The organism is Brucella sp. TWI559 (assembly GCF_039674265.1).
GTDB lineage: Bacteria > Pseudomonadota > Alphaproteobacteria > Rhizobiales > Rhizobiaceae > Brucella > Brucella chromiisoli.
This window is the reverse complement of sequence record NZ_JBDJNE010000003.1, coordinates 54,232-79,921: the sequence shown is the minus strand read 5'-3', so window position 1 is coordinate 79,921 and position 25,690 is coordinate 54,232. Positions and strand designations below refer to the sequence as shown.

Genomic DNA, 25,690 nt, shown 5'->3' with positions numbered 1-25,690 from the left:
AATCCCGGTTTTTTGACCGGGATTCACTTTGGGGGATAAGATGAGCGGAACTGAAACGATCAGCTGGGCAGATTTCGAGAAGGTCGATATTCGCACAGGAACGATTGTTGAGGCTGTGCCATTTCCTGAAGCCCGCAAGCCAGCTTTCAAGCTGAAGATCGATTTTGGGGACAAGATCGGTATCAAAAAATCGTCAGCACAAATCACAAAACATTATGAGCCGGATGCGCTGATTGGTCGGCAGGTGCTGGCCGTGGTCAATTTCCCCCCGCGCCAGATTGGGCCTTTCATGTCCGAAGTTCTTACGCTCGGTCTGCCTGATGAGAATGGCGAAGTGGTCCTGGCTGCAATTGATAAAAGAGTTCCAGACGGCGTTAAACTATACTGATCGTCTTTCTGTGATTTGTGCATGTCGCCTGTTGTGTGCGATTGATCGCATAAGCAACGGACAGGAATGAAGCAGATGCAGGGAACGATTGTCGTCGCCATAGGCGGAGCTCTGGGAAGCATATTGCGCTATTGGATGACCATCTGGCTTGCGCCGGTAAGTCAGGGGCTGCCCTGGGGCACGATTGCGGTCAACATCATCGGTTCATTTGCCATTGCTTTCTTTGGCGCGATGACGATGGCATCCAGTCGTATTGAAGTGCATGAGATCTGGCGTCTTGCCTTTATGGTTGGCGTCTGTGGGGGCTTTACAACCTTTTCCTCATTCAGTGTGCAAACTTTCGAACTGTTGCGTCTTGGCATGCCGGGGCGCGCACTTTTGAACATCAGTATTTCGCTTGCTGCCTGTCTTGCCGCGACAGCTCTTGGTTATTTCGCAGCACAGGTGCTCAATAAAGTTTAACAGTTTCTGCCGCGCATCTTATCTCAAAACTGCTTCGCAGTTTTGCTGGAAATGCTCTAGGCCGGAATGCGGATAATTGCTCTTAAGCCGCCGGTGGGGGCATCTTCCAGTTCGATATCGCCGCCATGGCTTCTTGCAATATCGCGTGCGATGGCGAGGCCAAGCCCGCCTGTGCCGCCTGAATCCTGTGTGCGTGCTTCATCAAGGCGCACAAAGGGTTTGAAAACGTCTTCGCGGCGATCTTCCGGTATGCCGGGGCCGTCATCATCCACGATGATTTTCAGCCAGCCATCTTCATGCGTGAGTGCAAGTTCGACATTCTGCGCATGGCGGAACGCATTGGACACCAGATTGCTGACAAGACGCGAAAAGGCGTTCGGTCGAACATGGATTTCGCTGTCGCCTTCAATGGAATATTTGAAGCCGCGTTCGCGCAGTCGCGCTTCATTGGAAAGTTTGTCGCAAAGCAAACGCACATCATAGGTTGCCGCCTCTTCTGCACCTTCGCCCCGCGCAAAAGCCAGATAGCCTTCAAGCATCGTCTGCATGTCGGCAATGTCCTGATTGAGCGGTTCGGTGTCGATGGCATTGCCGGTGAGGGCGAGTTGCAACTTGAAGCGGGTAAGAATGGTGCGCAGATCGTGGCTGACGCCAGAAAGCATGGCTGTGCGCTGTTCAATCTGTCGCTCAATGCGCGAGCGCATCTGAATGAAAGCAATGCCAGCGCGACGGACTTCTTCCGCACCATGGGGGCGGAAGCCCTCCGGCATCGGGCGGCCTTTGCCAAAACTTTCAGCCGCCTGTGAAAGCTGCTGGATGGGTTTGATCTGATTGCGCAGGAAGGCAATCGCAATGATCAGAAGAACAAGGGCTGTGCCGATCATCCAGGTGAGGAAGATACCGGTATTCGATGCATAGGCCTGACTGCGGCGGGCAAAGACACGAAGCACTTTATCTTCGAGCTTGATGCGAATTTCGATCAGATCGGAATCGCCAACCGTATCCACCCAGAACGGACGATTGATCTGACGGGTGATTTCTTCGCTCAGGAAGTAATCGAGAATGGCGAAGAACGGTTTTGGTCCCGGTGGTGGTAGCGGATCGGGCGGCAGGATCGAAATGTTGAGGCCAAGACGCTGCTGTGAGATACGGATCAGGTTGTCGTATCCAGGCTCCTGCGGGTAAGTTTCTAAAATGTCGATGATTGCAGAAATATCACGGACAACGGCTGTTGAAAGCCGTTCAGTCACCATCTGCCAATGCCGTTCCATGAAGACATAGGCGATGACGGATTGAAGCAGCACCATCGGTGCGATGATGATGATGAGCGAGCGCGCATAAAGCCCTTTGGGCATTTTGCGCGCAAACCAGCGCGTTATCGATTTCCAGGGTGACTTCATCGTCTCAGACAACTCCAGACGGTTCTGCTTGTTGCATGTTTTTGGTCACGCTCTGAAATTTGCGAGGCTCCGCGCTTAAGTCTGGCTTCTAGTCGATTATTCAATACTCAGCTTATAGCCGATGCCGCGCACGGTTTGTAGCCAAACCGGGTTGGCCGGGTCCTGTTCGATTTTGCGGCGCAGACGGTTGATCTGCACATCAATTGTGCGCTCGCCGACATCCCCATCCTGCCCGGTCAGCTCATGACGCGGAATGGTTTCGCCGGCGCGTTCTGCAAAGATGGCCATGATATCCTGCTCGCGGTCCGTGAGCTTGATTGTTTCGCTGCCTTTTTTCAACTCGCGGCGCGGGATGAAAAACGTATAAGGACCAAAAACAATCTGTTCGATCTTTGGCTGGGCAGGGGTTGCTCCACGACGCAGGATATTGTTGATGCGCAGGATCAGCTCGCGCGGATCGAAAGGCTTGGGCAGATAATCGTCTGCACCGGCCGACAATCCATCAATGCGACTGTCGGTTTCCGACAGTGCGGTGAGCATGAGGATCGGCACGGTTTTTTGTTCGCGCAGCGACCGAGTGAGCGAAACGCCGGTTTCGCCCGGCATCATCACGTCGAGGATCAGCAAGTCGAAGTCGATGCCTTCAAGCTTGCGGCGTGCTTCGGCAGCGCTGCCAGCCATCGTGACCCGAAAACCGCTGGTCGTCAGATATTGCGAAAGAAGGCTGCGGATTCGCGTGTCATCATCGACAACAAGAAGATGAGGCGCGTCATCCGAAAGGTGCTTTTCTTCTTCAGCCATGGCGTCGTTTGGTCCCATCCTGTTCCAGATCAGCGCGCATCATTTCATCACGCGTGATTGGCTTTAATTCTACCCATGCCCTAGCAGGCCAACTGTCTTTGGTTCGCCATGACATGATACATCTTACCGACAGGAAAGTGGCGCGTCTATGAGAGCGTTTCCACAGCTGCTTCTGCTGCTGTGAAGTCATCAATCTGAACGCGCCGTTCAGGATTGACCATGTTGTAAAGAAAGCGCTCGATTACTTTCCGTTCTTCAGATTGACATTGTTCCAATGCCCTCGCGATGCGGCGCGACTGTGGCAGCGTGAGCGCAAGAGTGAGTTGGCGTCCACTTTTTGTTGGATAAAGCCTGCGGTGGCGGCGGTCATTGAGCCCTGTCGCCTGCACGACATGGCCGGTGTCGATAAGCTGCTTGAGAACACGAGACAGGCTTTGCTTGGTGATGCGCAGCACTTCCAGCAGTTCAGCGACCGTCATTCCCGGCTTGCGGTTGATAAAATAAAGCACGCGGTGATGGGCGCGGCCAAAGCCTATCTTCTCCAGAATCAAATCCGGGTCAGCAGTGAAATCGCGATAGGAAAAGAACAGCAACTCAATGACGCTGAGATCGGCAGCCTCCAGCGAGGTCAAAGGATTGGTTATATAATTCACATCATTCGTCGAGTTCACATCGAAGCTCCGTCTTGTTACGATAAATATGTCAGCATTGTTGACATAACTCAATCGTCAAGATAATTTTTGGGAAGTGCGGGGCGGTATTTTTGGAATAAAGTTTACGCTGCTGCATGCTGGAGGAGAGATAATTACGCTGTTTGCCGGTGTAATACTGTCCCATAAGGACAGTAGCGTATCATGGCGAGCGTTATTTTCCGCATTGACTGGAAATATCGATTTAACCGGCTGGAAAAGATTAGGGAAAAGGCTCATTCGAGCCAAACGGGATGGTGGAAAACCGCTACCCAATTTTGAGGAAGAGTAAAATGTCTGCGATTCCATTCGATCAACGTGACGGATTTATCTGGCAAGATGGCGAATTCGTCGCCTGGAAGGATGCCAAGATTCATGTGCTGACCCATGGTCTACACTATGCAAGTGCAGTGTTTGAAGGCGAGCGTGCTTATGGTGGCGAGATTTTCAAGCTGACCGAGCATACTGAGCGTTTGCATGAATCCGCTCGAATTCTTGGTTTTGAAATTCCCTATAGCGTGGAAGAGATCGACAATGCCTGCCGCGAACTGCTCAAGAAGCAGGGCTTTGAGGATGCCTATGTGCGCCCCATCGCATGGCGTGGATCGGAATCGCTTGGCGTTTCGGCGCAGAACAATCGCATTCATGTGGCTATCGCGATCTGGCAATGGCCGAGCTATTTCTCACCTGAAGAAAAGATGAAAGGCATTCGTCTCGATATCGCAGAATATTGCCGCCCAGATCCACGGACTGCGCCATCGCGCTCCAAGGCTGCCGGTCTTTATATGATCTGCACGATTTCCAAACATGCAGCTGAAGCCAAGGGCTATGCGGATGCGCTCATGCTGGACTGGCGTGGACAGGTTGCGGAAGCCACAGGCGCGAATGTTTTCTTCGTAAAAGACGGGGCTCTGCATACGCCAAAGCCGGACTGCTTCCTTGATGGAATTACGCGCCGCACGATCATTGATCTTGCCAAGCGTCGCGGCTTGGACGTTGTCGAGCGCGTAATTATGCCGGAAGAACTGGAAACATTCAGCGAATGCTTCCTGTGCGGAACTGCGGCTGAAGTGACGCCGGTTTCAGAAATTGGGAAATACAATTTTAAACCTGGCGTAATTACGAATATGCTTATGAACGATTATACAAATGAAGTTCAGCCAAAGCGAAGAGCGGCTGAATAGCGGTGTTTTAAACAGAAAAAAGCGGCGTTTAAGCCGCTTTTTTACTATATGGATGCTTAGTGTTTGACTTTGAAGCATTTCGGCCCAAGATTTTGTATGTCGGATTCGCGTTATTCCGGCTTTTAACTCAGATGGGGTGACGATTATGGAATCTCTACTGCCTATCATTCTTCAGCTTGTTTCGGGGGCAGTCGGTGGCAATATTGCCGGTGCCGTCAAAAACCTGAGCCTCGGTACTGCTGGTAATACTGTTGCCGGTGGCATTGGTGGGGTTATCCTTGGTCAGCTTCTGCCGTTATTATCCGGTGGCGGGCTGGATTCTGTTCTTAATGGTGTGGTTGGCCAGTTGGCAGGCGGTGGCGTAGGCGGTCTCGCGCTTACGGCAATTGTCGGGCTGATCAAAAACTCGCTGGCTAGCAAAGCTTAAGGGTACGTCAAACCTGAGAGCAGGTAAATAGAGCGGTTGTGGAGACGTCAGCCGTTGGAAATTTATTGCGAGATGGAAAATGGGCGGCTCTCAGCCGCCCGCTTTGTTTGCAAAAGCGCTTGCACGATCTTACTTTAGAGTGCACTTCGATCCGATGGAATTTATGCTCTAAAATAGGGCAGCTTTAACCGCAGTTTTTAATTCTGCTGACTGAATGGAGTATCCTGAATGGGGCAATTGCAAGCTATTATCGTCCCGGTGACGCCTTTTCAGCAGAACTGTACAATTCTTTTCGATAGCGACACAAAGAAGGGCGTGGTGATTGACCCGGGTGGCGATTTCGATCGCATTAAGGAAGCGATTGCCTCTCAAAATGTCGATGTGGAAGCCATCTGGATTACCCATGGGCATATTGATCATGCGGGTGCCGCGCTTGATCTTAAGGAAGATCTCGGCGTTGACATTATTGGCCCCCATAAGGATGACAAGTTTTTGCTGGATAATCTGGCGACGACTGGCCTTAAATATGGACTGACCGAGGGTGTACGCAATGTAACACCGGATCGCTGGCTTGAAGAAGGTGACAAGGTCACTGTTGCGGGCCACACATTCGATGTGTTTCATTGTCCGGGCCATGCGCCCGGCCATGTGGTCTTTTTCAATCCAGAAGCGCGTTTTGCGATCGTCGGTGATGTTTTGTTCAATGGCTCCATTGGCCGTACCGATTTGCCCGGCGGCGATCACGCAGCGCTTATTCGCTCCATTAAGGAAAAGCTTTTGCCACTTGGCGATGATGTTGGCTTTCTGTGTGGCCATGGCACCGGTGGGCGCTTTGGGGAAGAACGCCGCAACAATCCGTTTCTGAATGATCTCGGATATGCCTGATCTGGTTTATCCTTAAAAAAAAGCCGCCCTGTGAGGCGGCTTTTTTGATTTTGCGGGCTTGATCAGTTGGCCGAGCAGAAGTGATCGCGACCATCATACCCACGATAGGTGCCGGTATTTGGATTGAACGAGCGATAGCGGTCCGAACAATATTGATACCAGCCACGGCTCCAGGGTTCATAACCAACACGATACTGCACGCTGCGTGCAGGCGGGGCTGGATAGTAGGCTGGAGGCGGTGGTGGTGGCGCATAAACCGGCGCCGGCTGCACATAGGTGGGCTGTGGCTGGCTTAGCGCGCTGCCAAGCAATGCGCCCGCTGCAAGGCCGATGACGCCTGCGGCAACCGCATCGCCGGTGCGATCACGATCGCGGTGACGATAATATGGACGATCCCATCCGCCCCGATCCCAGCCGCCACCATCCCATCCGCGACGGCCCCAGGAATCTGCTGATGCCGCAGCCAATGGCGCTGAAACTGCTGCTATGGAGGCAACGCCAAGAATAGCCGCTTTGAGTAACCTGTTCATTGTTCGCTCCTTCGGAAGCATAACTGCAATCTCTACGATGCGTCCGGTTGAATGGGCACGGAGCATCAATCATGAATAACAAGTTAATAGTGTCGACATGAATGGAGGCTGAACAATGTTCATAGGGCGCGGAAATCGCGGTTAATCGGTAAATTAGATGCAGTGGCGGTAATATTTCGCGCGTTTGGCTCTGTGATGATTCCATAAAAAACCCCGGCGTCAGCCGGGGATCAAATTCTTGATCAGTAAGACTCGAGCTTAGTCAGTAATCGAAATGTTTACTGCCTTAGGGCCTTTGCCGCGACGATCCGGTTCCGTCTCGTAGGAAACCTTCTGATTGTCAGCAAGTCCTGCCAAACCCGAAGCCTGTACAGCAGAGATATGCACGAAGATGTCTGCGCCGCCATCATCAGGCTTGATAAATCCGAAACCTTTTTCGGAGTTGAAGAATTTGACCTGTCCGGTCTGTGCCATGGGATCCGTTCCTTTTCCTTGGCGCCACTGCTTTATGAGAGACAGTGGAATTACTACTTCTGCCGAACGCACCACACACCCGGCAGAGGGTCATGCAGGCAGTTATCGACTTAGGAAAAGAAACGATCATTGCTGGAGAGTAACCCCCCAACCCGAAACTTCTAGCGGTTCCGGCGCGCCGTTCTTCAAGTCTTCCGTTGTGCTCAAATTGCCCGGACATTTGAAGACTGATCTATGATGCGTTATTTGGCAAGCAAATTCTTTTCGCAAAATGCGATTAGTTTTCTTCGAAAGGGTATCATTGCTAAATTTTTCAAAAATTACCAGAATACCGCTAATTTAATACAAAAAGAGTGCGAGAGAGGGGAAATATATAAAATCATACTATGGTATAGTATGCCTTGTTGCTTATTTATTGCGCAAAACTATGCATGCGCCGCCTGCTGCTCGTAGTTTAGTGCAAATGTTATCCGCCTCGCTGCGATTATCAGCGCCTATGCGTACCGCATAAATACCCCGTCGGGCAATGGGAGTACGAACACGGCTGATGACCGGATTATGCCCAGACAGCACGCTTGGAAATTGTTTGCGCAGACGATTCCATTGATTGACCGTGACACTGCGCCGGAAATTGCCTGCGACCTGAATGCCCCAAGGCTTCGGCTTGATGCTCGACATGGGAATGGTTGCCGTGCGAATAATTGGCAATCGCTGGCATGCTTGCGCAAAGCTGAGCTTGGCATCAAGTGGGCGATTGTTGATTTCATTGCCTGATGCGAAGTTATCCGCCGGTGCGCCCGTTAGATCCAAGACGTAATCTTCGGTTTCAAGTGGCAAAAAGCCACCGGAGCGCATCCAGTTGGAAACACGCGTGGGGCCTGCATTATAAGCCGCCGCCGCAAGGCCCCAATTGCCGAAGGCGCCTTTCAGTTCACTCAAAAAGCCTGCCGAGGCAGGAATTGCCTGTTCGATGTCGAAGGGATCGGCCAGTCCGCGCTCTTTGGCCGTATAGGGCATGAACTGTGCAATGCCCTGTGCACCAACCGGACTCACAGCGCGATGGTCAAAACGACTTTCTTTCCAGATTAGCCGTGCAAAGAAGTCTTTGGGAATACCGCGTTTTTTAGCATTCGTTTCAATCAGCTCGCAGATTCGTTCAACCGTGGGCTCCGCCTTCTTAGACGGTATGGGAGGACCATAGATTTCGGTTTCCGGCCTATTTTCAGCAGAAACGGATTTGATAGCGTCCGGCCAGCAAAGAAGCTGGAAAATTGTGACAGTTGCCATAACCAGATGCGAACGCTTCATGCAGCCTTTCCGCCATTGATCCCCGAAAGCTATAGACAGAGTAAAGCAAGTTTCTGACTTGTCGATATGACTTTCATGTGCGGATGCGGAATATATGCGAATATATCCTTGTTCTTCCTCTTCGCTGTGCCATTTTAGTCGTTAACAGGAGAGGAGGGAGCAATGCTTCTTAACAGAATCAGCCGATTGAGCATCTTGGCGGGTGCCTTGTTTCTCACAGGTTGCGTAGCGGAAGGAGGCCCCGATCACCGCCCGCCCATGCGCCCCGGACCATCGCAGCCGCAAATGTGCCCAATGATCTATGCGCCGGTTTGTGGTGAACGTGGGTCTTCGCGCAAGACGTTTGGCAATGCCTGTCAGGCGCGTGCCGACGGTTATCGGATTGTCGGAAACGGACAATGTCGTTCGAGGCCGGGGCAAGGTTCCGGCTGGGGAGGAGAGCGGCCAAACCGTCCTCCGCATAAGGGTAACAGACCGGGACGTCCGGGGCCGGGTGCTGGCGCCTGCACCCGAGAATATATGCCGGTTTGCGCGCGCAGGGGCAATGACAGGCAGACATTCCCGAACCGCTGTGAAGCAGAACGTGCTGGCTACCGCATCACGAATGGCGGGCAGTGCCGTTAAGCACTGAACGCCCTTGATTCACCGTCCCGGTCGGCCAGTCTTGCCGGGGCGATGCTTTTTGCGGGCAGTTTCAGCCGGGTCTTCATAAGAACCGATACCTGAACGCTCGCGGCGGATGGCTGCATCGTTGGCCCCTGCCGGCTTTTCTGTGCGCTTGACGGTCATCTCATCCAGCGTGTTCTTGCGGAACAGCGGCTTGGCCATGTCCGTGCCCGGTCCCATATTATCGAGCGATGGCTTCGCAAAGAGTGACTTCTTTGGTTCGTCGCCAACAGTGCGGTGCACCTTGCGACCCGCGTTGTGACGGCCTTTTGTGCGACCGGTCACAGGGCTTTCAAGCTCCACTTCCCGCGCCATCGGGTCGTCGGCAATGGCGAGTTCCATTTCACGCAGGCGTTTAACCTCATCCCGCAGGCGCGCTGCCTTTTCGAAGTCGAGATCAGCAGCTGCATCGCGCATCTGCTTTTCGAGATGTTCCAGATGGGCGGCAAGATTGTTGCCCATCATCGCACCTTCTTCGGCAAAGCCTGAAATATCGGCGCGGACGTGATCCTGCTCGTAAACCGAATTCAGAATATCCGAGATATTCTTCTTTACCGAAGCAGGCGTTATGCCATGCTCACGATTGTAAGCTTCCTGCTTTTCGCGGCGGCGGCTGGTTTCATCCATCGCGCGCTGCATGGAGCCGGTGATGTTGTCGGCGTAGAGAATGACCTTGCCGTCAACATTACGCGCCGCACGGCCGATGGTCTGGACAAGTGAGGTTTCCGAACGCAGGAAACCTTCCTTGTCAGCATCGAGAATGGCAACGAAACCACATTCGGGAATATCAAGGCCTTCGCGCAGCAGGTTGATGCCCACCAGCACGTCGAACGCGCCAAGGCGCAGATCGCGGATGATTTCGATGCGTTCCAGCGTGTCGATGTCCGAGTGCATGTAACGCACGCGAACGCCCTGTTCGTGCAGATATTCGGTCAGGTCTTCGGCCATGCGCTTGGTCAGCACCGTGCAGAGCGTTCGATAGCCCTTGCGTGCAGTCTCGCGAATTTCGCCCAGCACATCATCAACCTGATTTTTCGCCGGGCGGACTTCGACCGGCGGGTCGATCAATCCGGTTGGGCGGATGACCTGCTCGGCGAAGACGCCGCCCGCTTCTTCCATTTCCCACTTGCCCGGCGTTGCCGAAACCGCAATGGTCTGCGGACGCATGGCGTCCCATTCCTCAAAGCGCAGCGGGCGGTTGTCCATGCAGGAAGGCAGGCGGAAGCCATATTCGGCCAGCGTCGCTTTACGACGGAAGTCGCCGCGATACATGCCGCCAATCTGCGGAATCGTAACATGGCTTTCGTCGAGGAAAACCAGCGCGTTATCCGGGATATATTCAAACAGTGTCGGTGGCGGTTCGCCCGGTTTGCGCCCTGTCAGGTAGCGCGAATAGTTTTCAATGCCGTTGCAAACGCCGGTGGCTTCGAGCATTTCAAGGTCGAAATTCGTGCGTTGCTCAAGACGCTGCGCTTCCAGCAGACGACCGGCGCGGGTCAGTTCTGCGAGGCGGTGCTGCAACTCTTCCTGAATGGACTTGATCGCCTGATTGAGTGTTGGGCGGGGTGTTACATAGTGCGAATTCGCATAAATTTTGACCGATTGCAGATCGCCGGTTTTCTGGGCGGTCAGCGGGTCAAACTCGGCGATGCTTTCGATTTCATCGCCAAACAGCGAAATACGCCATGCCCGGTCTTCCAAGTGGGCCGGGAAGATTTCAATCGTATCGCCACGCACACGGAATGAGCCGCGCACAAAATTGATGTCCTGTCGTTTATATTGCTGCGCCACGAGATCGGCGAGAAGCTGGCGCTGGTCGAGCCGGTCGCCAATCTTCATCTCGAACGTCATGGCCGTATAGGTTTCGACCGAACCGATACCGTAAATACAGGAGACAGACGCCACGATGATCACATCATCACGCTCGATCAGGGCGCGGGTTGCGGCATGGCGCATCCGGTCGATCTGTTCGTTTACGGTCGATTCCTTTTCGATATAGGTATCGGACCGCGCCACATAGGCTTCCGGTTGATAGTAATCGTAATAGGAAACGAAATATTCGACGGCATTGTTCGGGAAGAAGCTTTTGAACTCGCCATAAAGCTGCGCTGCAAGTGTCTTGTTCGGCGCGAGAATGAGCGCGGGGCGCTGCGTTTCCTGAATGACCTTCGCCATGGTGAAGGTTTTACCCGAGCCGGTGACGCCAAGCAGCACCTGCGTGCGGTCCTGATCTTCCAAACCACTGATCAGATCGCGAATGGCCGTTGGCTGATCGCCGGATGGCTCGAAGCTCGATTCCATCTGGATCGCAATGCCGCCTTCCGACTTTGGCGGTCTGGCTGGGCGGTGCGGTGTCCACAACTCACCATTCTTAAACAGCGGATTGCCGGATTCGATGAGGTCGGACAACGCTTTAACGGTCGCGGTCGCCCCGGTCGGGTTGAGCGCTGTGGCCTCTTCCAGGCTGATATCAAGGCCAGCGACAGGATTGAGACCGGCGGCGGCGCGTTCTTTCGCCGAAGCGGCGCCGCCCATGGAGGTGCCGCGCGCACTGCGCGATGATTCCTTGCTGCGCTCAGGCACTTTTTTCGGTGCCTTCGCAGCCTTTGCTTTGGGCTGAGGCTTGTCTGCCTCATCGCCAATCTCTTTGGCCCAATCGGAGATTGAGCCAGAAAAGGGTGTGCCTGACAAATCGCGTTGTGGCGCCTCGCCAAAACCGCGCGTTTCGTCATGTGAATCCTGAGTGTATTTGTCTTTTGAGGAGGCCATGCTCCCAATATGGAATTTCGCAACACAAATGAAAAGGGCGCCCGGATCAAATATGGAACAAATCCGGTGCGCCATATCGCAATTTTATGTTGCTCCTGACATCAGGCTGTCAGGAGGTGGCAATCACCGTGGCCCGCGTGGGCGCCAGCGATCACCGGGACCATAAAAATTAGGATGATAACCGGGATGGTCGCGCCAGCCAGGATGGTCGCCCCAGTGTGGACGCGGTGGTCCCCACTGGTTTGGTCCGCGCCAGTTTGGACCCGGACGATACGGACCCGGTCCCCAGCCTGGGCCAGGGCCCCAACCGGGGCGCGGCCCCCAACCGGGACGTGGACCCCAATTGGGGCCATTATTCCATCCATCATTATTGATGGCTGAGCCGATTACGAGACCTGCAATCAGTGGTATGCCAATGGCTGCGGCAGTTGATCCGAAATTGTCGTTGGTGGTGTAGCCTCCGCCGCCTGTCTGAACAGCGATATAGCGAGAGGAAGCCCATCCATCGAGACCGCGATAATTGACGCGACACCAGCCGTAGCCACTCGTACAACCTGCGACGCCGATGATGACACCGTTTGGAATGCGCCCCATAGACGGATATTGCGTTCCGGGACCCGTGCGCAGGTTTATATTTGCGGTTGCAAGACCGTTGGAGGCTTCCGCATTTGTTGCAAACAGAATGGCTAATGTAGCAATAGTTGATTTAATAAGAAATCTCATTATTTGCCCCATGTTCAATCTCTGTGCATGTATATATACCATTAAAGCTATAAATTTACTTAATGATATTTAGTTTTATGCTGTTATGTTTAATAGTTAAAAATTTATCTTTTAGGGCATGTTTGGATCTCATTGAATTAGATCAGCGCTCTAATGCTTTGTTTTAACGCACATCTTTGTCCGAAAGTCGTTTCACGCTTTTCGGGATGCGCACCAAATCGCTGTTGTCTTTGATTTGCATGGCAGAGGTGTTGATGATGCACTTTCCCTTGCGACAGGCTTGCAGCATACTCGCAGCCGACTCTTTTCAGACTCGCAAGGGACCTATCGATGAACGATTTCAATGCGCCTAAGGGCATGCTGACTGTGCGCACGCAGGCTATGCCAAAAGATACCAATTCGGCTGGTGATATTTTCGGTGGCTGGGTTATGGCGCAGATGGATACGGCCAGTGGCATTCGTGCTGCTGAACGCGCCAAGGGACGTGTGGTTACTGCTGCCGTGCGTGAAATGTCTTTCGCAAAGCCGGTCAAAATCGGTGATGTTCTGTGTGTTTATACGGAAATCATCCGTGTTGGACGCACATCAATTACGCTGCGTGTTGAAGCATGGGCGCAGCGCTATCTCGCCGAGGAGATGGATCTTGTGACGCATGGCGAATTCGTCATGGTGGCGCTCGACAAGAGCGGACAGCCAACGCCGGTTCCGGCAGAGTGACACCAACAGGGCCTGTTGCTATTTGCAGGCGCGATATCCACTTCGGCGCTGCATGAGGTCGAAGTGGAAGTGGTCCGCGTGTTCGCGGTTATAACCGGGGCCTAAAACTGTGGTGAAATAGTTGCAGGCATCGGAGCGAACGCTGTTGAGCAGACCTTTCTCCCTAAAGGAGAAGAAGCCGGGTTTGCGCACGGCTATGCTTTTGCCATTGTTGAGAACAATTTTCGTGACGTCGATGGCGTTGCCGCGGGAATGTTCCGACATTTTGGCGCCGCGACGGTGGTTCATGGTACGGCAGGAATAGCCGCCCGCGTTGTGAATGGTATTAATGCCTGAGAGGTAACGCAGGCGGGACGAAGGTTGCAGGTCGCCCTTGATCCAGCGTGCAAAGGCTTCAGTGACTTGACAATTGAGCGTGGCTGCGGGTTTGAAGGCGATGGAACCGCTGTTGAAGCCGCTGACTTCAATCGGGTTGTCGATGCGACATGTGCCGCCTTGATTGATGGGCGACTTTTCAGTGAAGACGACACCAAGCCGCTTGAGCCGGGTGCGGCAGGCGGCTTCTGAATTTGATAGGGTGTAAATGTTTTCAGCCGTACTGACCGGGTTCTGGATAGGCGAAGCAAAGCCATAATCGCCAGCATAGTGTGGCTGGCTATGGGTCGTCATCTCGTTGGCATTGGTTTCGATTTCTTCGGCAAGTCCGACGACGCGTGCTTCGCGCGGGCTTTGGGCGGAAGGAACCGGGGCAGGCGGCACAATGATATCGGCGCTGCCAATGTCAGCCTGCGGGCGGGGAGGACGATCACCGGAACAGCCAGCCATAAGCACCAGCAATATAAAGCTTGCCGGGCGTGCATAGCGACGAAAGCGGTTGGACAACGCAAAACTCATGTCCATGCCTTTCAGTTTGGAACTGGCTCCAACACATATTAGACCATAAGCGTAAACGAACAGTCAGCGCTTCTGTTAAGGGCTGTGGCGATAATCAGGCGTCTCATGGTCATAAGATTGGCGAAATCTCTATAACACTCTGCTAACAGTATCTTGCGGTTTCGGGCCAAGCCGCGACAGTGTCCTTCCGGTCCCCAAAGTTTTTTTCATGTCAGCACTCATGTCACCAAGCGTTCTGCCGATTCTGCTTCTGATTGGCTCCAATATTTTCATGACTTTTGCCTGGTACGGGCATCTGAAATTTACCAGCACGCCGCTCGTAACGGTCATTCTTATCAGCTGGGGTATCGCGCTGATTGAATATTGTATGGCTGTGCCTGCAAATCGCATCGGGCATGAAGTGTATTCGACCGCACAGCTTAAAACGATGCAGGAAGTCATCACGCTGGTGATCTTCAGCTTGTTCTCGGTCTTTTATCTCAAAGAAGCCTTCACCTTGAATCACCTGCTTGGCTTTGCGCTGATTGCCGGTGGTGCGGCCCTCATCTTCCGGGGTTGATTACTCTGCTGCGCTCAGAGCTGGTTCCGTTTTGCGCTTCCAGAACATCGGGACCAGTTCCACCGCCAGCATTGCGGTAAATAGCAGGCCGCAGCCGATGAAGCCGATGAAGGTCAGCCGGTCCCCGAGGAAGATTGCGCCGAACATTGCTGCAAAGATTGCTTCGGAAGACAGGAAAATCGCAGCCTGCGCTGACGTCGTGTAGCGCTGGCCGATGGCTTGCAGCGTGAATGCGACGCCAGATGAGAAGACGCCGGTAAACAGCAGTTCTTTCCATGTCAGGGCGATGGCATTCCAGTTGATGTCTTCGATAGCAACGGCAATCAGAAGGCCAGCGGCGGCCGCAGTGGCAAACTGAACGCAGCTTAGCGTGATGGGGCGCCCGGAACGATTGGCCCGGCTGATCAGCAGAACCTGCATCGCCCAGAATATCGCGCCGATGATGATGAGCCAATCTCCGTGTTTGAGGGCGCTTAGCTGCCCGCCGGAAAGCAGAAAAATACCTGCAAGACATGCCACCGCGCTTGGCCAGACAATGGGATGCGGCCAATTTCTGAAAATGATGACGCCGAGCACCGGCACCATCACGACATACAGCCCGGTCAGAAAACCGGCATTGGTGACAGAGGTGGTAATCAGGCCGATTTGCTGGAGCACAAGACCAGTAAAGAGCGTTGCGCCAACAAGCATGAAATAAAGATAATTCGAACGATCAAGCTTATGCGGCGAGCGCCTGCCTTCAGCAATCGACCATGGCAAAACCGACAATGCGGCAATGGCAGAACGAACACCGATAAACAGAAACGGGCCGATGCTTGCCATGGCAGTTGATTGCGCGACAAAGCCCATGCCCCAGATGACGCCCGCCAGAAGAAGGAGCATATTAGCCTGTACGCGTGTCATCAGTGCCTCATGTCTATAAGAAACAAGGATGACAGCTTGGCTCATCATCCCTTCGTGGATATGCTATAGGCATTAGCCTGACGCTGCGGCAAGGGATTTCCTCTTGTTGCGAGTGTGGCAAAGCTTTTTCGGAAGGGCAGCATGTTTTCTTGTCTATTTAATCATAGGTCAGTTCTTACAGGCGCTGCACTGGCTCTCGTTTTTGCAAATCCCGGTTCAGCCTCGGCCGCTTTCAAACAGATTCGCGATAGCTGGGTTCTGTGTGATTATGCGTCCAATTGCACGCTTACGCTTAACAGTACAACGCAAGGCGCCCCCTCGTTCAATCTGTATCGCAGCAGTGCAGTCGGCGCGCAGCCCTTGTTACGCTTGTCCAATCTTGATTCGAAGCCTGCCTCCGGGCAATTCGTCATTGCGGTTGATGGCAAGCCAGCTCTTTCCGCCGCTGTTTCCGCACTCAAGCCCAATGATGATCAGTTCGATTATGATAATGCGGCGGATGTTGCCAAGCTGATGGATGCCATGAAGGCGGGGCAGAAATTGACGCTGCAACTTGGAAATAAGACTTACAGCTATTCGCTGTCCGGTTTTGTCGGTGGTCTTATTTATCTTGATGAGCAGCAGGCGCGAAATGGCACAGTCGCGGCCCTGCAGGCCAAAGGCAAAAAGCCTGCGCCGCCTGCGCCCGATGTCTCGCTGATCACAACTCCCGAACAGTTGCCAAAGAAAATCCGGCCAGATTTTACCGATGAAAAAGGTGTATGTGGCACGTCTGGCGGGTCATCCTTTGACACAGGTGGCGGTTTTAAAGCGAAGATAGGTGATGGGTTGAGCATGATTGCAATGCCATGCGGCTCGCCGGGAGCTTATAATCAGCCTTATGTCTTCTATAGCCAGTATGAGAATCAGGTGGTTCCAATCGCGTTGCCAACCATTTCGGATGATGGGCCAAGCACGGTCGATCAGTCATGGAATATCGACTGGTCGCAGGCAAGCAAGACAGTGACCGCGTTTTTCAAGGGCAGGGGCTTGGGTGATTGCGGAACCTATGATGTCTGGAAAGCCACCGATGATGGCGAAGGCAAGGTGCGCTTTGTGCTTGTTGAAGAGCGGTCGAAAGGTGATTGTGACGGCAATTATGCGGGTGGGCCTGAAAAGTGGCCTGCAAGCTGGCCGATTTCTGCAAAATAGCGCAATGTTTCCCGCACAATTAACAGGCTAAAATTTTTGTTCGTGAAATGATTTGTGAAAATGCTATAGTTTCATCAACATCACTTTGAACGGTTCCGAAGCCTGTGCTTCGGGGACCGTTTTCTTTTGTGTGCCGGCGGGTATTTTTACCTTTCGGACGGTGATTTTGCTTCAATGTGTGAGGCAAGATCAGGCGGGCAATCAAACTGCCGTCGCATTTAATCCCGGAGGGGAGTGCGACGGGCGATGGAAAGGACTGGACTGGGTATGGAAAAGTTCCCGATGACCCCTCGCGGTTTCGAAAACCTCAAGGAAGAACTGCGCACGCGTCAGCAAGTTGAGCGCCCTCGGATCATTGAGGCGATTGCTGAAGCGCGCGCGCATGGCGATCTTTCTGAAAATGCTGAGTATCACGCTGCAAAAGAAGCCCAAAGCCTGAATGAAGGCCGTATCAACGAGCTTGAAGATCTGGTTGGCCGCGCCGAAGTGATCGACGTTACCAAGCTTTCCGGCGATAAAATCAAGTTTGGCGCAACCATCACGCTGATCGATGAAGACACCGAAGAAGAGAAGGTCTATCAGATCGTTGGCGATCAGGAAGCCAACGTCAAGGAAGGCCGTATTTCGATTTCCTCGCCAATCGCGCGCGCGCTGATCGGCAAGGGTGAAGGTGACACGATTGAAGTCAATGCACCGGGCGGCTCGCGTTCTTACGAGATCATCAGTTTCAAGTTTGTTTGATGTCTGAGGTAACGGTTCCCGTTGATCAGGTTGAGGTCGTTGCGCCTAATTTCAAGCGTCGCCTTTCGGGCGTGACCTCAACCATCGTGCAACTTATCCCTTTGCAGCGCGCGAAGGGATTGGGCATTGCGACAATGGGGCCGGGACTGCCTGACAGCCTGCCGCATTTAGGCTGGTCAGCGCTTTTCTCCTTTTGGAAAAGGCCTGCGAGGCGACGTTTCCGTATCTGGCACGCACGTCGCAATATCGAAATGCTGGCAGGCATCTTCATGCGCGATGTGCTGCGCATGAAGCTCAGGCTGGTGTTTACGTCTGCTGCACAGCGACATCACAAAGCTTTCACCAAATGGCTGATTCGCCGCATGAATGCGGTGATTGCGACCAGTGGTCGTTCGGGACGTTTTCTCGAAGTGCCGCATGATGTGATCATGCATGGCGTTGATCTTAAACGGTTTCATCCGCCGCTCGGCGATGATGACCAGTTCAGCGCATCCGGGCTGCCGGGTAAATATGCAGTTGGCTGTTTTGGCCGGGTGCGTCATTCAAAAGGCACGGATTTGTTCGTTGATGCGATGATTGCGCTGTTGCCAAAATATCCTGACTGGACGGCAATCATTACCGGGCGTACGACGACTGAACATCAGGCATTCGAAGATGATTTGAAAGCGCGTATTACGGCTGCTGGTTTGCAGGATCGCATCCGCATTCTTGGTGAGGTGCCGGATGTGCGCATCTGGTATCGGCGGCTTACACTCTATGTGGCGCCATCGCGCAACGAAGGTTTTGGCCTCACGCCGCTGGAAGCCATGGCTTCACAAACGGCTGTCGTTGCAAGCGATGCCGGTGCCTATGCCGAAATGATCGTGGAAGGTACGGGCAGTTTTGTTGCGGCAGGTGACGGCAATGCTTTGCGCAATGCTATTGAACCTTATCTTGCCGATCCGGCTATGGCTCAACGCGATGGCGAAAACGCGCTGGCCCACGTGCGTGAAGCGTTTCCGCTCGAAAAAGAAGCGCAAGCAATCAGCGCGGTTTACGAGCGGGTGTTTAACGCCAAATAGATTTAGAGAATCATCAGTGGCTCGTCCTTAACCGGACGAATGGTCAAGGCTGTGCGGACCGAATCCACATTGGGCGCAGCCGTCAGCTCTTCGATGACGAAGGTCTGGAACGTGTTAAGGTCGCGCGCAACGCAATGCAGCAAAAAGTCGGATTCACCCGACACCATCCACGCGCGGCGTACCAGCGGCCACTGCTTGGTTTTCTCTGCAAAGGCTTTTAAATCGGCATCCGCCTGACGGTGCAGGCCCACCGAACAGAAAGCGACGAGATCCTGACCGAGTGCATTGCCGTTAAGGATGGCGCGGTAACCACGAATGACACCGCTTTCCTCAAGTTTGCGGACGCGGCGCAGGCAGGGAGGGGCGGAAATTCCAACCCGCTCAGCGAGTTCGACATTGGTGATGCGCCCGTTATTCTGGAGCTCCCGAAGGATTTTCCAATCGATTTCGTCCAGATCGGCCTTGATCGGCATATAAAACTCCGCGCGCAATGAAATTTCATTCAGGCGTAATAATAAAACACTCAGCGCCGCTATAGCGCAATGTAATCCTGCTCATACCAAAAGAAACGACCGGATGTAAACTGCTTAAAGCGCTGTTAGCGCATCCAGAAAGTGCGTGTGAACAGGATAAATACGGTGACAAGCTCAAGACGCCCCGCGAGCATCAGGAATGAAAGCACCCAAAGCGCGGGATCGTGAATGGTGGAATAGTTGCCCACTGGTCCGATTGTATCGCCCAGACCGGGCCCGACATTTGACAGGGCAGTCAACGCGCCGGTGAAGGCGGAAATAAAATCCAGTCCGAGGGACGCCAGCAAGACGGCGCCGATGACAAGAGAAGCGATATAAAGAAACAGATAGAGCAGAACGTTCTGGGCGATCTCGCCGGACACTTCCGATGAACCGTACCGGATTTTAATGACCGCATGGGGCGTGATCAGCCGCACGAGGTTCGCTTGCGTCAGACTCCACAAAATGATCAGGCGATTCATTTTTATACCGCCGGAAGTGGAGCCAGCGCAGCCGCCAAGGAACGAGGCAAGAAAGAAAATGCCGATTGCCGGCGGTCCCCACAGCGAATAGTCTTCCGTTGTAAAGCCGGTCGTGGAAATGACGGATACAAAATTAAAAGATGCCGTGATCAGAGCACTTCCAAATGGAATATGTGAACCAAGGCGCAGCACAATTGCCAGAATAAAGCTGAAACCAATAACAATGGCCAGAAACAGCTTCACCTGGGGGTCAATGAGCGAATCCGTTCGACGTGGCATGAAAGCTTTAATGTAAAGAATAAACGGTAGCGCTGATAAGGCCATAAACACAGTTGATATAAGCAATATCAGGTGGTTGTCGTGGTAAAATCCGAAAGAGCTGTCATGCGTAGAAAAGCCTGCCGTGGCGATCGTCGTCATGCTATGGTTCACAGCATCAAATATGCTCATGCCTGCTGCGAAATATGCGATTGTACAAGCGGTTGTCAGGCTTAGATAAGCTGTGATGATGCCCAGAGCGATCTGGTTCATGCGTGGAAGAATTTTTTCCGATTTGTCGGAATTCTCCATATGAAAAAGCGCAAGCCCTCCTGCACGCAGCGATGGCAGCAGCAAAAGCGCAAGCCCGATAAAGCCGATACCGCCGATCCAGCAAAGAAGTGATCTCCACAGAATGATGCCGCGCTGCATGTCATCAAGACCTGTCAGAGCAGTGGCACCGGTTGATGTGATGCCTGACATCGCTTCAAAGAAAGCGGTGGCATAGCTGATTGGCAGATGGGAGAAATAAAGCGGGATCGAACCGAGGAAGCCGCCAGTCACCCACAGGCAGACGGTCAGCAAAAAACCAAGCCGCGGTGTGAAGCGGGTGTTGTGATTGTGCGTGGCCAGCAGAATCAGGGCAGACAAAGCGCCGGTTGCTGCGGCAGAACGCACGAAAACGAGCCAGTCATCGCTGCCGTCGCGCAGATCGACGGCCGCTGGCAGCAGCATTGCCACAGCCATTACGAGGCCGAAACGCGCGCAGATATTGGCGACTGTCTTATAGATAGCGGTAGGCTCCAGCTTTTTGAAAGCAGTGATTTATTCAGCGTGTTTAACGCGGGAAACTGCCCGCTGCAATGCGGGTGTGGCGTATAGCCGTTCCGAAAGGTCACAAGCTGTGGGCGAAGGGCGGCAAACATGCAGCCAACCTTGCAAATGCGGGTTGGTGGACCTACCTTGGACACAATATCAGGGCACTAGCCAAATCGAGTGCGAAAGCGATTCTCGCAAGCTTGACGTCCGCGAATTAAATCGATTTTTGGGACCGGAGAACTACCCTTATGTCACAGCGTCACGCGCCCGTTATTATTATCGGCTCAGGTCCGGCGGGTTATACTGCCGCAATCTATGCAGCGCGTGCGATGCTCAAGCCGATCATCATCACTGGTCTTCAGCAGGGTGGTCAGTTGATGATCACAACCGATGTGGAAAACTATCCAGGCTATGCTGAACCCGTACAGGGGCCCTGGATGATGGACCAGATGGCAACGCAGGCGCAGAATGTTGGCGCCGAGATTCTTTACGACATTATCACTGAAGTTGAGACCACGTCGCGTCCGTTTCGTCTGATCGGTGATTCTGGCACAGTTTACACCTGTGATGCGCTGATCATTGCCACAGGTGCGCAGGCCAAGTGGCTGGGCCTTGAAAGCGAACAGACCTTCATGGGTGGTGGTGTTTCAGCCTGCGCGACCTGTGACGGGTTCTTTTATCGCGGCAAGGATGTTGTGGTTGTTGGCGGCGGCAATACGGCTGTCGAAGAAGCACTTTATCTCTCGCACATCGCCAAGAGCGTGACGGTTGTTCATCGCCGCGAAGGTTTCCGTGCTGAGAAGATCATGCAGGATCGTTTGCTGTCACGCGATAATGTGAAAGTGGTCTGGAACAGTGTCATCGATGAGATTGTCGGCACTGAAGCCAAGCCGCCGATGGGCGCAACCGTGACCGGTGTGCGCTTGAAGAATGTTGTTACGGGGGAGACGACTGTTCATGATGCGCATGGCGTTTTCATCGCAATTGGTCACGCGCCGGCTGTTTCTTTGTTTGAAGGCAAACTCAAGCAGAAGCCAAACGGTTATCTTTGGACTGCACCCGATTCAACGGCCACAGATGTTGCTGGCATTTTTGCTGCTGGCGACGTCACAGACGATATTTACCGGCAGGCAGTCACGGCTGCGGGTATGGGCTGCATGGCTGCTCTGGAAGCAGAGCGCTGGTTGGCTGCACAGGAACCGCTGCACGAAGCTGCGGAGTAATGAGAGGGGGAGAAGGTGGTCGCACCGCTCGACTGGGATAAACTGCGCATCTTCCATGCTGCTGCGGAAGCAGGGTCTTTTACCCATGCCGCGCAGACATTGCATCTGTCGCAGTCGGCTATTTCGCGTCAGGTGAGCGCACTTGAGCAAGATGTCGGCGTTCCGCTGTTTCATCGACATGCGCGCGGACTCATTCTGACGGAACAGGGCGAAACGCTCTACCGGACGGCACATGACGTGCTGATGAAGCTCGAAAATGTTCGCTCCAAGCTTGCCGAAAGCAAGGAAAAGCCAACAGGTCGCCTGCGTGTGACCACAACGGTTGGTCTTGGCTCCGGCTGGCTGATCGAACGCATTCAGGAATTCGTTGAGCTTTATCCGGATATTCAGTTGCAGCTTATCCTCGATAATGAGGAGCTGGATTTGACCATGCGTCACGCGGACTGCGCCATTCGTCTGCGTCAGCCGCAACAGCCGGATCTCATTCAACGTCGCCTGTTTACTGTGCACATGCATGTCTATGCATCGGCAGGATATGTTTCCAAGCATGGAAAATTGAATTCCATTGAGGAAATTGACCAGCATCGCGTGGTGACATTCGGTGAGCCTGCGCCAAGCTATCTGACCGGCTTGAACTGGCTTGAGATTGCCGGCCGTACGGATGGTAGCTCACGTATTCCGGTTTTGCAGGTCAATAATCTTTTGTCGATCCGTCGCGCTGTGCAGCGTGGCGTCGGCATTGCGGTTCTTCCTGACTATATGGCCGATAAGGAATCGGGTCTCGTCCAGCTTCTGCCAGAGCTTGAGGAAATTCCTTCCTTCGATACGTTCTTTTGTTACCCGGAAGCGTTGAAGAATTCGGCCAAGCTGCATGCCTTCCGCGACTTCTTGTTCTCGAAGGCGAGAAACTGGGTGTTCTGATCAGGCTCAGAAATTAGCAAAAGGCCGCGCAGGATGACTGACGCGGCCTTTTGCTATTATGAACTCTCCAGGGCGATAGGGGAGTCGTTGTTCAGGTCTTATTCCCATTAAGATTATGTGGATAGACCTCGTGCATAACGTCATCAATCACGTAATGTATGAGTGTATCGACCTCGACGATTTCACTGAGAACCGTATCGTCCAGATTATGAACAACAGCCCCGATGATGCGCTCGCCCGGCAATTCCCGGTTGATTGCATGGGCGACAAAGCCTGCCGACGGCGCCCATACATAATTCGTTCCGTTTGCTTGGCCCGACCATGCTCTATGCAGATGGCCGCTTGCATGAAGTTTGACATTATAATCCGCAAAGAGATCGGCCAGGCGTTGGCGAGGTCTTGGTGGAACACCCCAAAGGCCGGTGTTGCCTTCATCCAGCGCATCGACAAACAAAGGTTTGTGCGCAAAAACCGCGGCGGGTCGGCCGCCGCTCTCGCTTAATTGCTGTTCGAGCCAGAGGAACTGCTGTTCCTCGTCGGTTGAGCCGTCGCCGAGGATGAGACTGTTGAGACCGATCAGTCGCCATTGTCCAAAATCCCGCGCCCAGTAATCGGGACCGAAATGCGCGCGCCAGCGTTGCAGTCTCTGTGCATTGACTGGCTGGCGGCTTGCGGGCAAATGCCCGATGTCGTGATTGCCCGGAAGACACAGAATTGGCGCGGGAAGGTCCGCTATCAGCTCCCGACAAAAGGCCAGGTCTTCTTCGATATCGGCACCGTCTACTGTGAAGTCACCTGTATGGATGATCAGGTCCGGCTTCTGATCAGCTATCCAGTTAACGAGGGGAAGCCAGTTGCTGTTGAAGTGCGGCTTGGTTGGGCTGAGGTGCGTGTCGGTAATCTGTATGATCCGCAAGATAAGCTCCTGCGCAGCGCGTTGAATGAGTGAGGCTGCGAATTCTACATGGCTTCTAGGAGCATCAGATGACAAATTGGTTTCAGTTGAATGATCGTTTCATGACAAGCGACTGTCGAACTGATTTGCTTGCCCACTAAAGTTTTTTGCCATTATAAAAGGCATTGAGATTGATCATGTGCCTCTCGTTTAGGCGCGTCATTATTCGGTTTTAAAAAACTTTTTCGCTTGGTTAACTTGTAACATACTGATTTATTTGAGTTATTATAAAAATCAGAGCTATGCGTTAAATGCATAGCTGCATTGTTTTAAAGTTGAGTTGCAAAAACAATAATCACAGGGCATAAAGAATGCATCTCAGTGCTGCGTTTCCTCCTCCCATTTGCGCGCGCTGAGTGTTCCCCTCTGGAGGTTTGCCTCGAAGGCACCTTCAAAACTCAAAGCCAGACATTTGTCTGGCTTTTTTTTTGGCTTCGCGCTGAAGTCATTCCTTCCGACACATAAGCGGATACGAAAAAGGGGCCTTTCGGCCCCTTTCATCATTTATATTCGAAGTTGTTAGCGCAGACTTGCGCAGAAGCGCTGAATGCGTGAGCAAGCTTCTTCGAGCAAGGCATCGGACGTTGCATAGGAAATGCGGAAGTTCGGTCCAAGGCCAAAGGCCGAACCATGAACGACGGCAACTCCTTCAGCTTCCAGCAGTTCGGTGACAAAATCTTCGTCGGTTTCGATGACCTTGCCAGCTTCCGTCTTCTTGCCGATCAGGCCGGCGCAGGATGGATAGACGTAGAATGCACCTTCAGGTGTCGGGCAGTGGATGCCGCTTGCCTGATTGAGCATCGATACAACCAGATCACGACGAGCCTGGAAGATCTTCTTGTTTTCTGGAATGAAGTCCTGCGGGCCATTGAGCGCTTCAACAGCTGCCCACTGAGCGATGGAGCAAGCGCCGGAGGTCTGCTGACCCTGCACCATGTCCATGGCTTTGATGAGCTGCAACGGGCCTGCAGCGTAACCAATACGCCAGCCGGTCATTGCATAGGCCTTGGACACGCCGTTCATGGTGAGCGTGCGATCATAAAGCGAAGGTTCAATCTGAGCAGGGGTCGTGAAGACGAAATCGCCATAGACGAGATGCTCATACATATCGTCAGTCAGAATCCAGACCTGCGGATGACGAACGAGAACGTCGGTCAGCGCCTTCAGTTCCGCTTCGGAATAAGCCGCGCCGGTTGGGTTTGATGGCGAGTTGAAGACCAGCCACTTGGTCTTTGGTGTGATCGCCTTTTCAAGTTCCGCGGCTGTCAGCTTGAAATTGTCTTCGATCTTGGTGTTGACGAAAACCGGAGTGCCACCATTGATCGCAACCATTTCCGGGTAGCTGACCCAGTATGGCGCAGGCACGATGACTTCATCTCCGGGGTTCAGGGTTGCCATGAAAGCATTGAACAGGATCTGCTTGCCGCCGGTGCCGACGATGACCTGTTCTGGCTTATAGTCGAGGCCATTTTCACGCTTGAACTTGGCAACGATGGCCTGACGCAGCTCAGGAATACCGGCAACGGGTGTGTACTTGGTTTCGCCGCGATTGATGGCGTCGATGGCAGCCTGCTTGATATTGTCCGGCGTGTCGAAATCGGGTTCGCCTGCTCCCAGACCAATCACGTCCTTGCCCTTGGCTTTCAGTTCACGTGCTTTCTGACTGACCGCGATGGTTGCAGATGGCTTTACACGAGAAAGGGCGTCGGCGAGAAATGCCATGATAGATCTCCATAGATGGCAGGATC

28 protein-coding genes are annotated in these 25,690 nt (G+C 53.3%); 13 read left to right on the top strand and 15 right to left on the bottom strand.

The features are described 5' to 3' along the window. Nucleotides 1-40: 40 nt before the first annotated feature. Nucleotides 41-388 (top strand): tRNA-binding protein, encoded by a 348-nt coding sequence (locus ABE530_RS06130; RefSeq protein ID WP_265985550.1) that lies wholly within the window; start codon nt 41-43, stop codon nt 386-388. A gap of 75 nt (nt 389-463) precedes the next feature. Next, nucleotides 464-850 carry a fluoride efflux transporter CrcB gene (gene crcB, locus ABE530_RS06125; protein WP_265985549.1) on the top strand — a complete coding sequence of 129 codons (387 nt, stop codon included), beginning with the start codon at nt 464-466 and terminating at the stop codon, nt 848-850. A 56-nt stretch (nt 851-906) separates the two neighbouring features. On the opposite strand, the gene ABE530_RS06120 is transcribed toward crcB, so the two are convergent. From ABE530_RS06120 to ABE530_RS06105, 4 genes are all read right to left on the bottom strand, one after another. Further along, nucleotides 907-2,250: an ATP-binding protein gene (locus ABE530_RS06120; protein ID WP_265985548.1), complete on the bottom strand. Its 1,344-nt coding sequence runs from the start codon at nt 2,248-2,250 to the stop codon at nt 907-909. Between the two features lie 96 nt (nt 2,251-2,346). Further along, on the bottom strand, nt 2,347-3,069 hold the full coding sequence (locus ABE530_RS06115) for a response regulator (protein WP_265985547.1): 723 nt from the start codon (nt 3,067-3,069) through the stop codon (nt 2,347-2,349). After that, nucleotides 3,044-3,166: a hypothetical protein gene (locus tag ABE530_RS06110; protein WP_396998177.1), complete on the bottom strand. Its 123-nt coding sequence runs from the start codon at nt 3,164-3,166 to the stop codon at nt 3,044-3,046. The genes ABE530_RS06115 and ABE530_RS06110 overlap by 26 nt, the downstream gene beginning before the upstream one ends. A gap of 31 nt (nt 3,167-3,197) precedes the next feature. Next, nucleotides 3,198-3,722: a MarR family winged helix-turn-helix transcriptional regulator gene (locus ABE530_RS06105; RefSeq protein WP_499693965.1), complete on the bottom strand. Its 525-nt coding sequence runs from the start codon at nt 3,720-3,722 to the stop codon at nt 3,198-3,200. Between the two features lie 311 nt (nt 3,723-4,033). Here ABE530_RS06105 and ABE530_RS06100 point away from each other — a divergent pair, with 311 nt between their 5' ends. The 3 genes from ABE530_RS06100 (at nt 4,034) to ABE530_RS06090 (ending at nt 6,236) form a co-directional block, all read left to right on the top strand. Further along, the gene (locus ABE530_RS06100) at nt 4,034-4,924 is read left to right on the top strand and encodes a branched-chain amino acid aminotransferase (protein ID WP_265985545.1); all 891 of its coding nucleotides are present in this window, start codon (nt 4,034-4,036) and stop codon (nt 4,922-4,924) included. A 145-nt stretch (nt 4,925-5,069) separates the two neighbouring features. Next, nucleotides 5,070-5,351 carry a hypothetical protein gene (locus tag ABE530_RS06095; RefSeq protein WP_265985544.1) on the top strand — a complete coding sequence of 94 codons (282 nt, stop codon included), beginning with the start codon at nt 5,070-5,072 and terminating at the stop codon, nt 5,349-5,351. A 228-nt stretch (nt 5,352-5,579) separates the two neighbouring features. Further along, complete coding sequence (locus tag ABE530_RS06090) at nt 5,580-6,236, top strand: MBL fold metallo-hydrolase (protein WP_396998181.1); 657 nt, start codon at nt 5,580-5,582, stop codon at nt 6,234-6,236. Nucleotides 6,237-6,298: 62 nt separating this feature from the next. On the opposite strand, the gene ABE530_RS06085 is transcribed toward ABE530_RS06090, so the two are convergent. The 3 genes from ABE530_RS06085 to ABE530_RS06075 form a co-directional block, all read right to left on the bottom strand. Beyond that, on the bottom strand, nt 6,299-6,766 hold the full coding sequence (locus ABE530_RS06085; protein ID WP_265985542.1) for a BA14K family protein: 468 nt from the start codon (nt 6,764-6,766) through the stop codon (nt 6,299-6,301). Between the two features lie 258 nt (nt 6,767-7,024). Beyond that, nucleotides 7,025-7,240: a cold-shock protein gene (locus tag ABE530_RS06080; protein WP_265985541.1), complete on the bottom strand. Its 216-nt coding sequence runs from the start codon at nt 7,238-7,240 to the stop codon at nt 7,025-7,027. A gap of 408 nt (nt 7,241-7,648) precedes the next feature. After that, on the bottom strand, nt 7,649-8,548 hold the full coding sequence (locus ABE530_RS06075; protein WP_499693964.1) for a transglycosylase SLT domain-containing protein: 900 nt from the start codon (nt 8,546-8,548) through the stop codon (nt 7,649-7,651). 162 nt (nt 8,549-8,710) lie between these two features. On the opposite strand from ABE530_RS06075, the gene ABE530_RS06070 reads away from it, so the two are divergent. Further along, the gene (locus ABE530_RS06070) at nt 8,711-9,172 is read left to right on the top strand and encodes a Kazal-type serine protease inhibitor family protein (protein WP_499693963.1); all 462 of its coding nucleotides are present in this window, start codon (nt 8,711-8,713) and stop codon (nt 9,170-9,172) included. A gap of 18 nt (nt 9,173-9,190) precedes the next feature. Here ABE530_RS06070 and uvrB read toward each other — a convergent pair whose 3' ends face one another. Both uvrB and ABE530_RS06060 read right to left on the bottom strand, forming a co-directional pair. Then, complete coding sequence (gene uvrB / locus ABE530_RS06065) at nt 9,191-11,983, bottom strand: excinuclease ABC subunit UvrB (protein WP_499693962.1); 2,793 nt, start codon at nt 11,981-11,983, stop codon at nt 9,191-9,193. A 123-nt stretch (nt 11,984-12,106) separates the two neighbouring features. Beyond that, nucleotides 12,107-12,706 (bottom strand): SH3 domain-containing protein, encoded by a 600-nt coding sequence (locus ABE530_RS06060; protein ID WP_499693961.1) that lies wholly within the window; start codon nt 12,704-12,706, stop codon nt 12,107-12,109. A gap of 330 nt (nt 12,707-13,036) precedes the next feature. On the opposite strand from ABE530_RS06060, the gene ABE530_RS06055 reads away from it, so the two are divergent. After that, the gene (locus ABE530_RS06055; RefSeq protein ID WP_265985536.1) at nt 13,037-13,423 is read left to right on the top strand and encodes an acyl-CoA thioesterase; all 387 of its coding nucleotides are present in this window, start codon (nt 13,037-13,039) and stop codon (nt 13,421-13,423) included. Nucleotides 13,424-13,441: 18 nt separating this feature from the next. On the opposite strand, the gene ABE530_RS06050 is transcribed toward ABE530_RS06055, so the two are convergent. Further along, entirely contained in the window at nt 13,442-14,317 is an 876-nt protein-coding gene (locus ABE530_RS06050) for an extensin-like domain-containing protein (RefSeq protein WP_499693960.1), read from the bottom strand. Nucleotides 14,318-14,525: 208 nt separating this feature from the next. Here ABE530_RS06050 and ABE530_RS06045 point away from each other — a divergent pair, with 208 nt between their 5' ends. Then, entirely contained in the window at nt 14,526-14,876 is a 351-nt protein-coding gene (locus ABE530_RS06045) for a DMT family protein (protein WP_265985534.1), read from the top strand. Here the strand turns inward: ABE530_RS06045 and ABE530_RS06040 are convergent, their stop codons facing one another. Beyond that, nucleotides 14,877-15,779 (bottom strand): DMT family transporter, encoded by a 903-nt coding sequence (locus tag ABE530_RS06040; RefSeq protein ID WP_265985533.1) that lies wholly within the window; start codon nt 15,777-15,779, stop codon nt 14,877-14,879. It lies immediately after the preceding gene. A 141-nt stretch (nt 15,780-15,920) separates the two neighbouring features. On the opposite strand from ABE530_RS06040, the gene ABE530_RS06035 reads away from it, so the two are divergent. The 3 genes from ABE530_RS06035 (at nt 15,921) to ABE530_RS06025 (ending at nt 18,772) form a co-directional block, all read left to right on the top strand. Then, complete coding sequence (locus tag ABE530_RS06035) at nt 15,921-16,970, top strand: DUF1176 domain-containing protein (RefSeq protein ID WP_499693959.1); 1,050 nt, start codon at nt 15,921-15,923, stop codon at nt 16,968-16,970. Nucleotides 16,971-17,237: 267 nt separating this feature from the next. Beyond that, nucleotides 17,238-17,711, top strand: coding sequence for a transcription elongation factor GreA (gene greA / locus ABE530_RS06030; protein WP_265985699.1), 474 nt, complete (start codon nt 17,238-17,240; stop codon nt 17,709-17,711). Then, complete coding sequence (locus ABE530_RS06025; RefSeq protein WP_499693958.1) at nt 17,711-18,772, top strand: glycosyltransferase family 4 protein; 1,062 nt, start codon at nt 17,711-17,713, stop codon at nt 18,770-18,772. Before greA ends, ABE530_RS06025 begins: the two co-directional genes overlap by 1 nt. Before the next feature lie 2 nt (nt 18,773-18,774). Here the strand turns inward: ABE530_RS06025 and ABE530_RS06020 are convergent, their stop codons facing one another. Further along, a complete protein-coding gene (locus ABE530_RS06020) occupies nt 18,775-19,245 on the bottom strand; it encodes an Lrp/AsnC family transcriptional regulator (protein ID WP_095447076.1) in 471 nt (156 codons plus the stop codon). 125 nt (nt 19,246-19,370) lie between these two features. Further along, nucleotides 19,371-20,771: a TrkH family potassium uptake protein gene (locus ABE530_RS06015; protein WP_499693957.1), complete on the bottom strand. Its 1,401-nt coding sequence runs from the start codon at nt 20,769-20,771 to the stop codon at nt 19,371-19,373. Between the two features lie 320 nt (nt 20,772-21,091). Between ABE530_RS06015 and trxB the strand changes: the two genes are divergently transcribed. Both trxB and ABE530_RS06005 read left to right on the top strand, forming a co-directional pair. After that, nucleotides 21,092-22,066 carry a thioredoxin-disulfide reductase gene (trxB, locus tag ABE530_RS06010; RefSeq protein ID WP_499693956.1) on the top strand — a complete coding sequence of 325 codons (975 nt, stop codon included), beginning with the start codon at nt 21,092-21,094 and terminating at the stop codon, nt 22,064-22,066. Nucleotides 22,067-22,081: 15 nt separating this feature from the next. Then, nucleotides 22,082-22,987, top strand: a complete 906-nt coding sequence (locus ABE530_RS06005; protein WP_265985528.1) for a LysR family transcriptional regulator — start codon at nt 22,082-22,084, stop codon at nt 22,985-22,987. Between the two features lie 91 nt (nt 22,988-23,078). Here ABE530_RS06005 and ABE530_RS06000 read toward each other — a convergent pair whose 3' ends face one another. Further along, on the bottom strand, nt 23,079-23,903 hold the full coding sequence (locus tag ABE530_RS06000; protein WP_499693955.1) for a metallophosphoesterase family protein: 825 nt from the start codon (nt 23,901-23,903) through the stop codon (nt 23,079-23,081). Between the two features lie 558 nt (nt 23,904-24,461). Beyond that, the gene (locus ABE530_RS05995) at nt 24,462-25,664 is read right to left on the bottom strand and encodes a pyridoxal phosphate-dependent aminotransferase (protein WP_265985526.1); all 1,203 of its coding nucleotides are present in this window, start codon (nt 25,662-25,664) and stop codon (nt 24,462-24,464) included. Nucleotides 25,665-25,690 lie beyond the last annotated feature (26 nt).

Bases quoted from the DNA above. Each gene is read 5' to 3' on its own strand.
- uvrB (WP_499693962.1), bottom strand. From the start codon at position 11,983: ATGGCCTCCTCAAAAGACAAATACACTCAGGATTCACATGACGAAACG.
- ABE530_RS06070 (WP_499693963.1), top strand. From the start codon at position 8,711: ATGCTTCTTAACAGAATCAGCCGATTGAGCATCTTGGCGGGTGCCTTG.
- ABE530_RS06035 (WP_499693959.1), top strand. From the start codon at position 15,921: ATGTTTTCTTGTCTATTTAATCATAGGTCAGTTCTTACAGGCGCTGCA.
- trxB (WP_499693956.1), top strand. From the start codon at position 21,092: ATGTCACAGCGTCACGCGCCCGTTATTATTATCGGCTCAGGTCCGGCG.
- ABE530_RS06120 (WP_265985548.1), bottom strand. From the start codon at position 2,250: ATGAAGTCACCCTGGAAATCGATAACGCGCTGGTTTGCGCGCAAAATG.
- ABE530_RS06025 (WP_499693958.1), top strand. From the start codon at position 17,711: ATGTCTGAGGTAACGGTTCCCGTTGATCAGGTTGAGGTCGTTGCGCCT.
- ABE530_RS06050 (WP_499693960.1), bottom strand. From the start codon at position 14,317: ATGAGTTTTGCGTTGTCCAACCGCTTTCGTCGCTATGCACGCCCGGCA.
- ABE530_RS06095 (WP_265985544.1), top strand. From the start codon at position 5,070: ATGGAATCTCTACTGCCTATCATTCTTCAGCTTGTTTCGGGGGCAGTC.
- ABE530_RS06020 (WP_095447076.1), bottom strand. From the start codon at position 19,245: ATGCCGATCAAGGCCGATCTGGACGAAATCGATTGGAAAATCCTTCGG.
- ABE530_RS06085 (WP_265985542.1), bottom strand. From the start codon at position 6,766: ATGAACAGGTTACTCAAAGCGGCTATTCTTGGCGTTGCCTCCATAGCA.
- ABE530_RS06130 (WP_265985550.1), top strand. From the start codon at position 41: ATGAGCGGAACTGAAACGATCAGCTGGGCAGATTTCGAGAAGGTCGAT.
- ABE530_RS05995 (WP_265985526.1), bottom strand. From the start codon at position 25,664: ATGGCATTTCTCGCCGACGCCCTTTCTCGTGTAAAGCCATCTGCAACC.
- greA (WP_265985699.1), top strand. From the start codon at position 17,238: ATGGAAAAGTTCCCGATGACCCCTCGCGGTTTCGAAAACCTCAAGGAA.
- ABE530_RS06100 (WP_265985545.1), top strand. From the start codon at position 4,034: ATGTCTGCGATTCCATTCGATCAACGTGACGGATTTATCTGGCAAGAT.
- ABE530_RS06115 (WP_265985547.1), bottom strand. From the start codon at position 3,069: ATGGGACCAAACGACGCCATGGCTGAAGAAGAAAAGCACCTTTCGGAT.
- ABE530_RS06080 (WP_265985541.1), bottom strand. From the start codon at position 7,240: ATGGCACAGACCGGACAGGTCAAATTCTTCAACTCCGAAAAAGGTTTC.
- ABE530_RS06110 (WP_396998177.1), bottom strand. From the start codon at position 3,166: ATGTCATGGCGAACCAAAGACAGTTGGCCTGCTAGGGCATGGGTAGAA.
- crcB (WP_265985549.1), top strand. From the start codon at position 464: ATGCAGGGAACGATTGTCGTCGCCATAGGCGGAGCTCTGGGAAGCATA.
- ABE530_RS06015 (WP_499693957.1), bottom strand. From the start codon at position 20,771: ATGGCTGTGGCAATGCTGCTGCCAGCGGCCGTCGATCTGCGCGACGGC.
- ABE530_RS06045 (WP_265985534.1), top strand. From the start codon at position 14,526: ATGTCAGCACTCATGTCACCAAGCGTTCTGCCGATTCTGCTTCTGATT.
- ABE530_RS06090 (WP_396998181.1), top strand. From the start codon at position 5,580: ATGGGGCAATTGCAAGCTATTATCGTCCCGGTGACGCCTTTTCAGCAG.
- ABE530_RS06055 (WP_265985536.1), top strand. From the start codon at position 13,037: ATGAACGATTTCAATGCGCCTAAGGGCATGCTGACTGTGCGCACGCAG.
- ABE530_RS06075 (WP_499693964.1), bottom strand. From the start codon at position 8,548: ATGAAGCGTTCGCATCTGGTTATGGCAACTGTCACAATTTTCCAGCTT.
- ABE530_RS06040 (WP_265985533.1), bottom strand. From the start codon at position 15,779: ATGACACGCGTACAGGCTAATATGCTCCTTCTTCTGGCGGGCGTCATC.
- ABE530_RS06060 (WP_499693961.1), bottom strand. From the start codon at position 12,706: ATGAGATTTCTTATTAAATCAACTATTGCTACATTAGCCATTCTGTTT.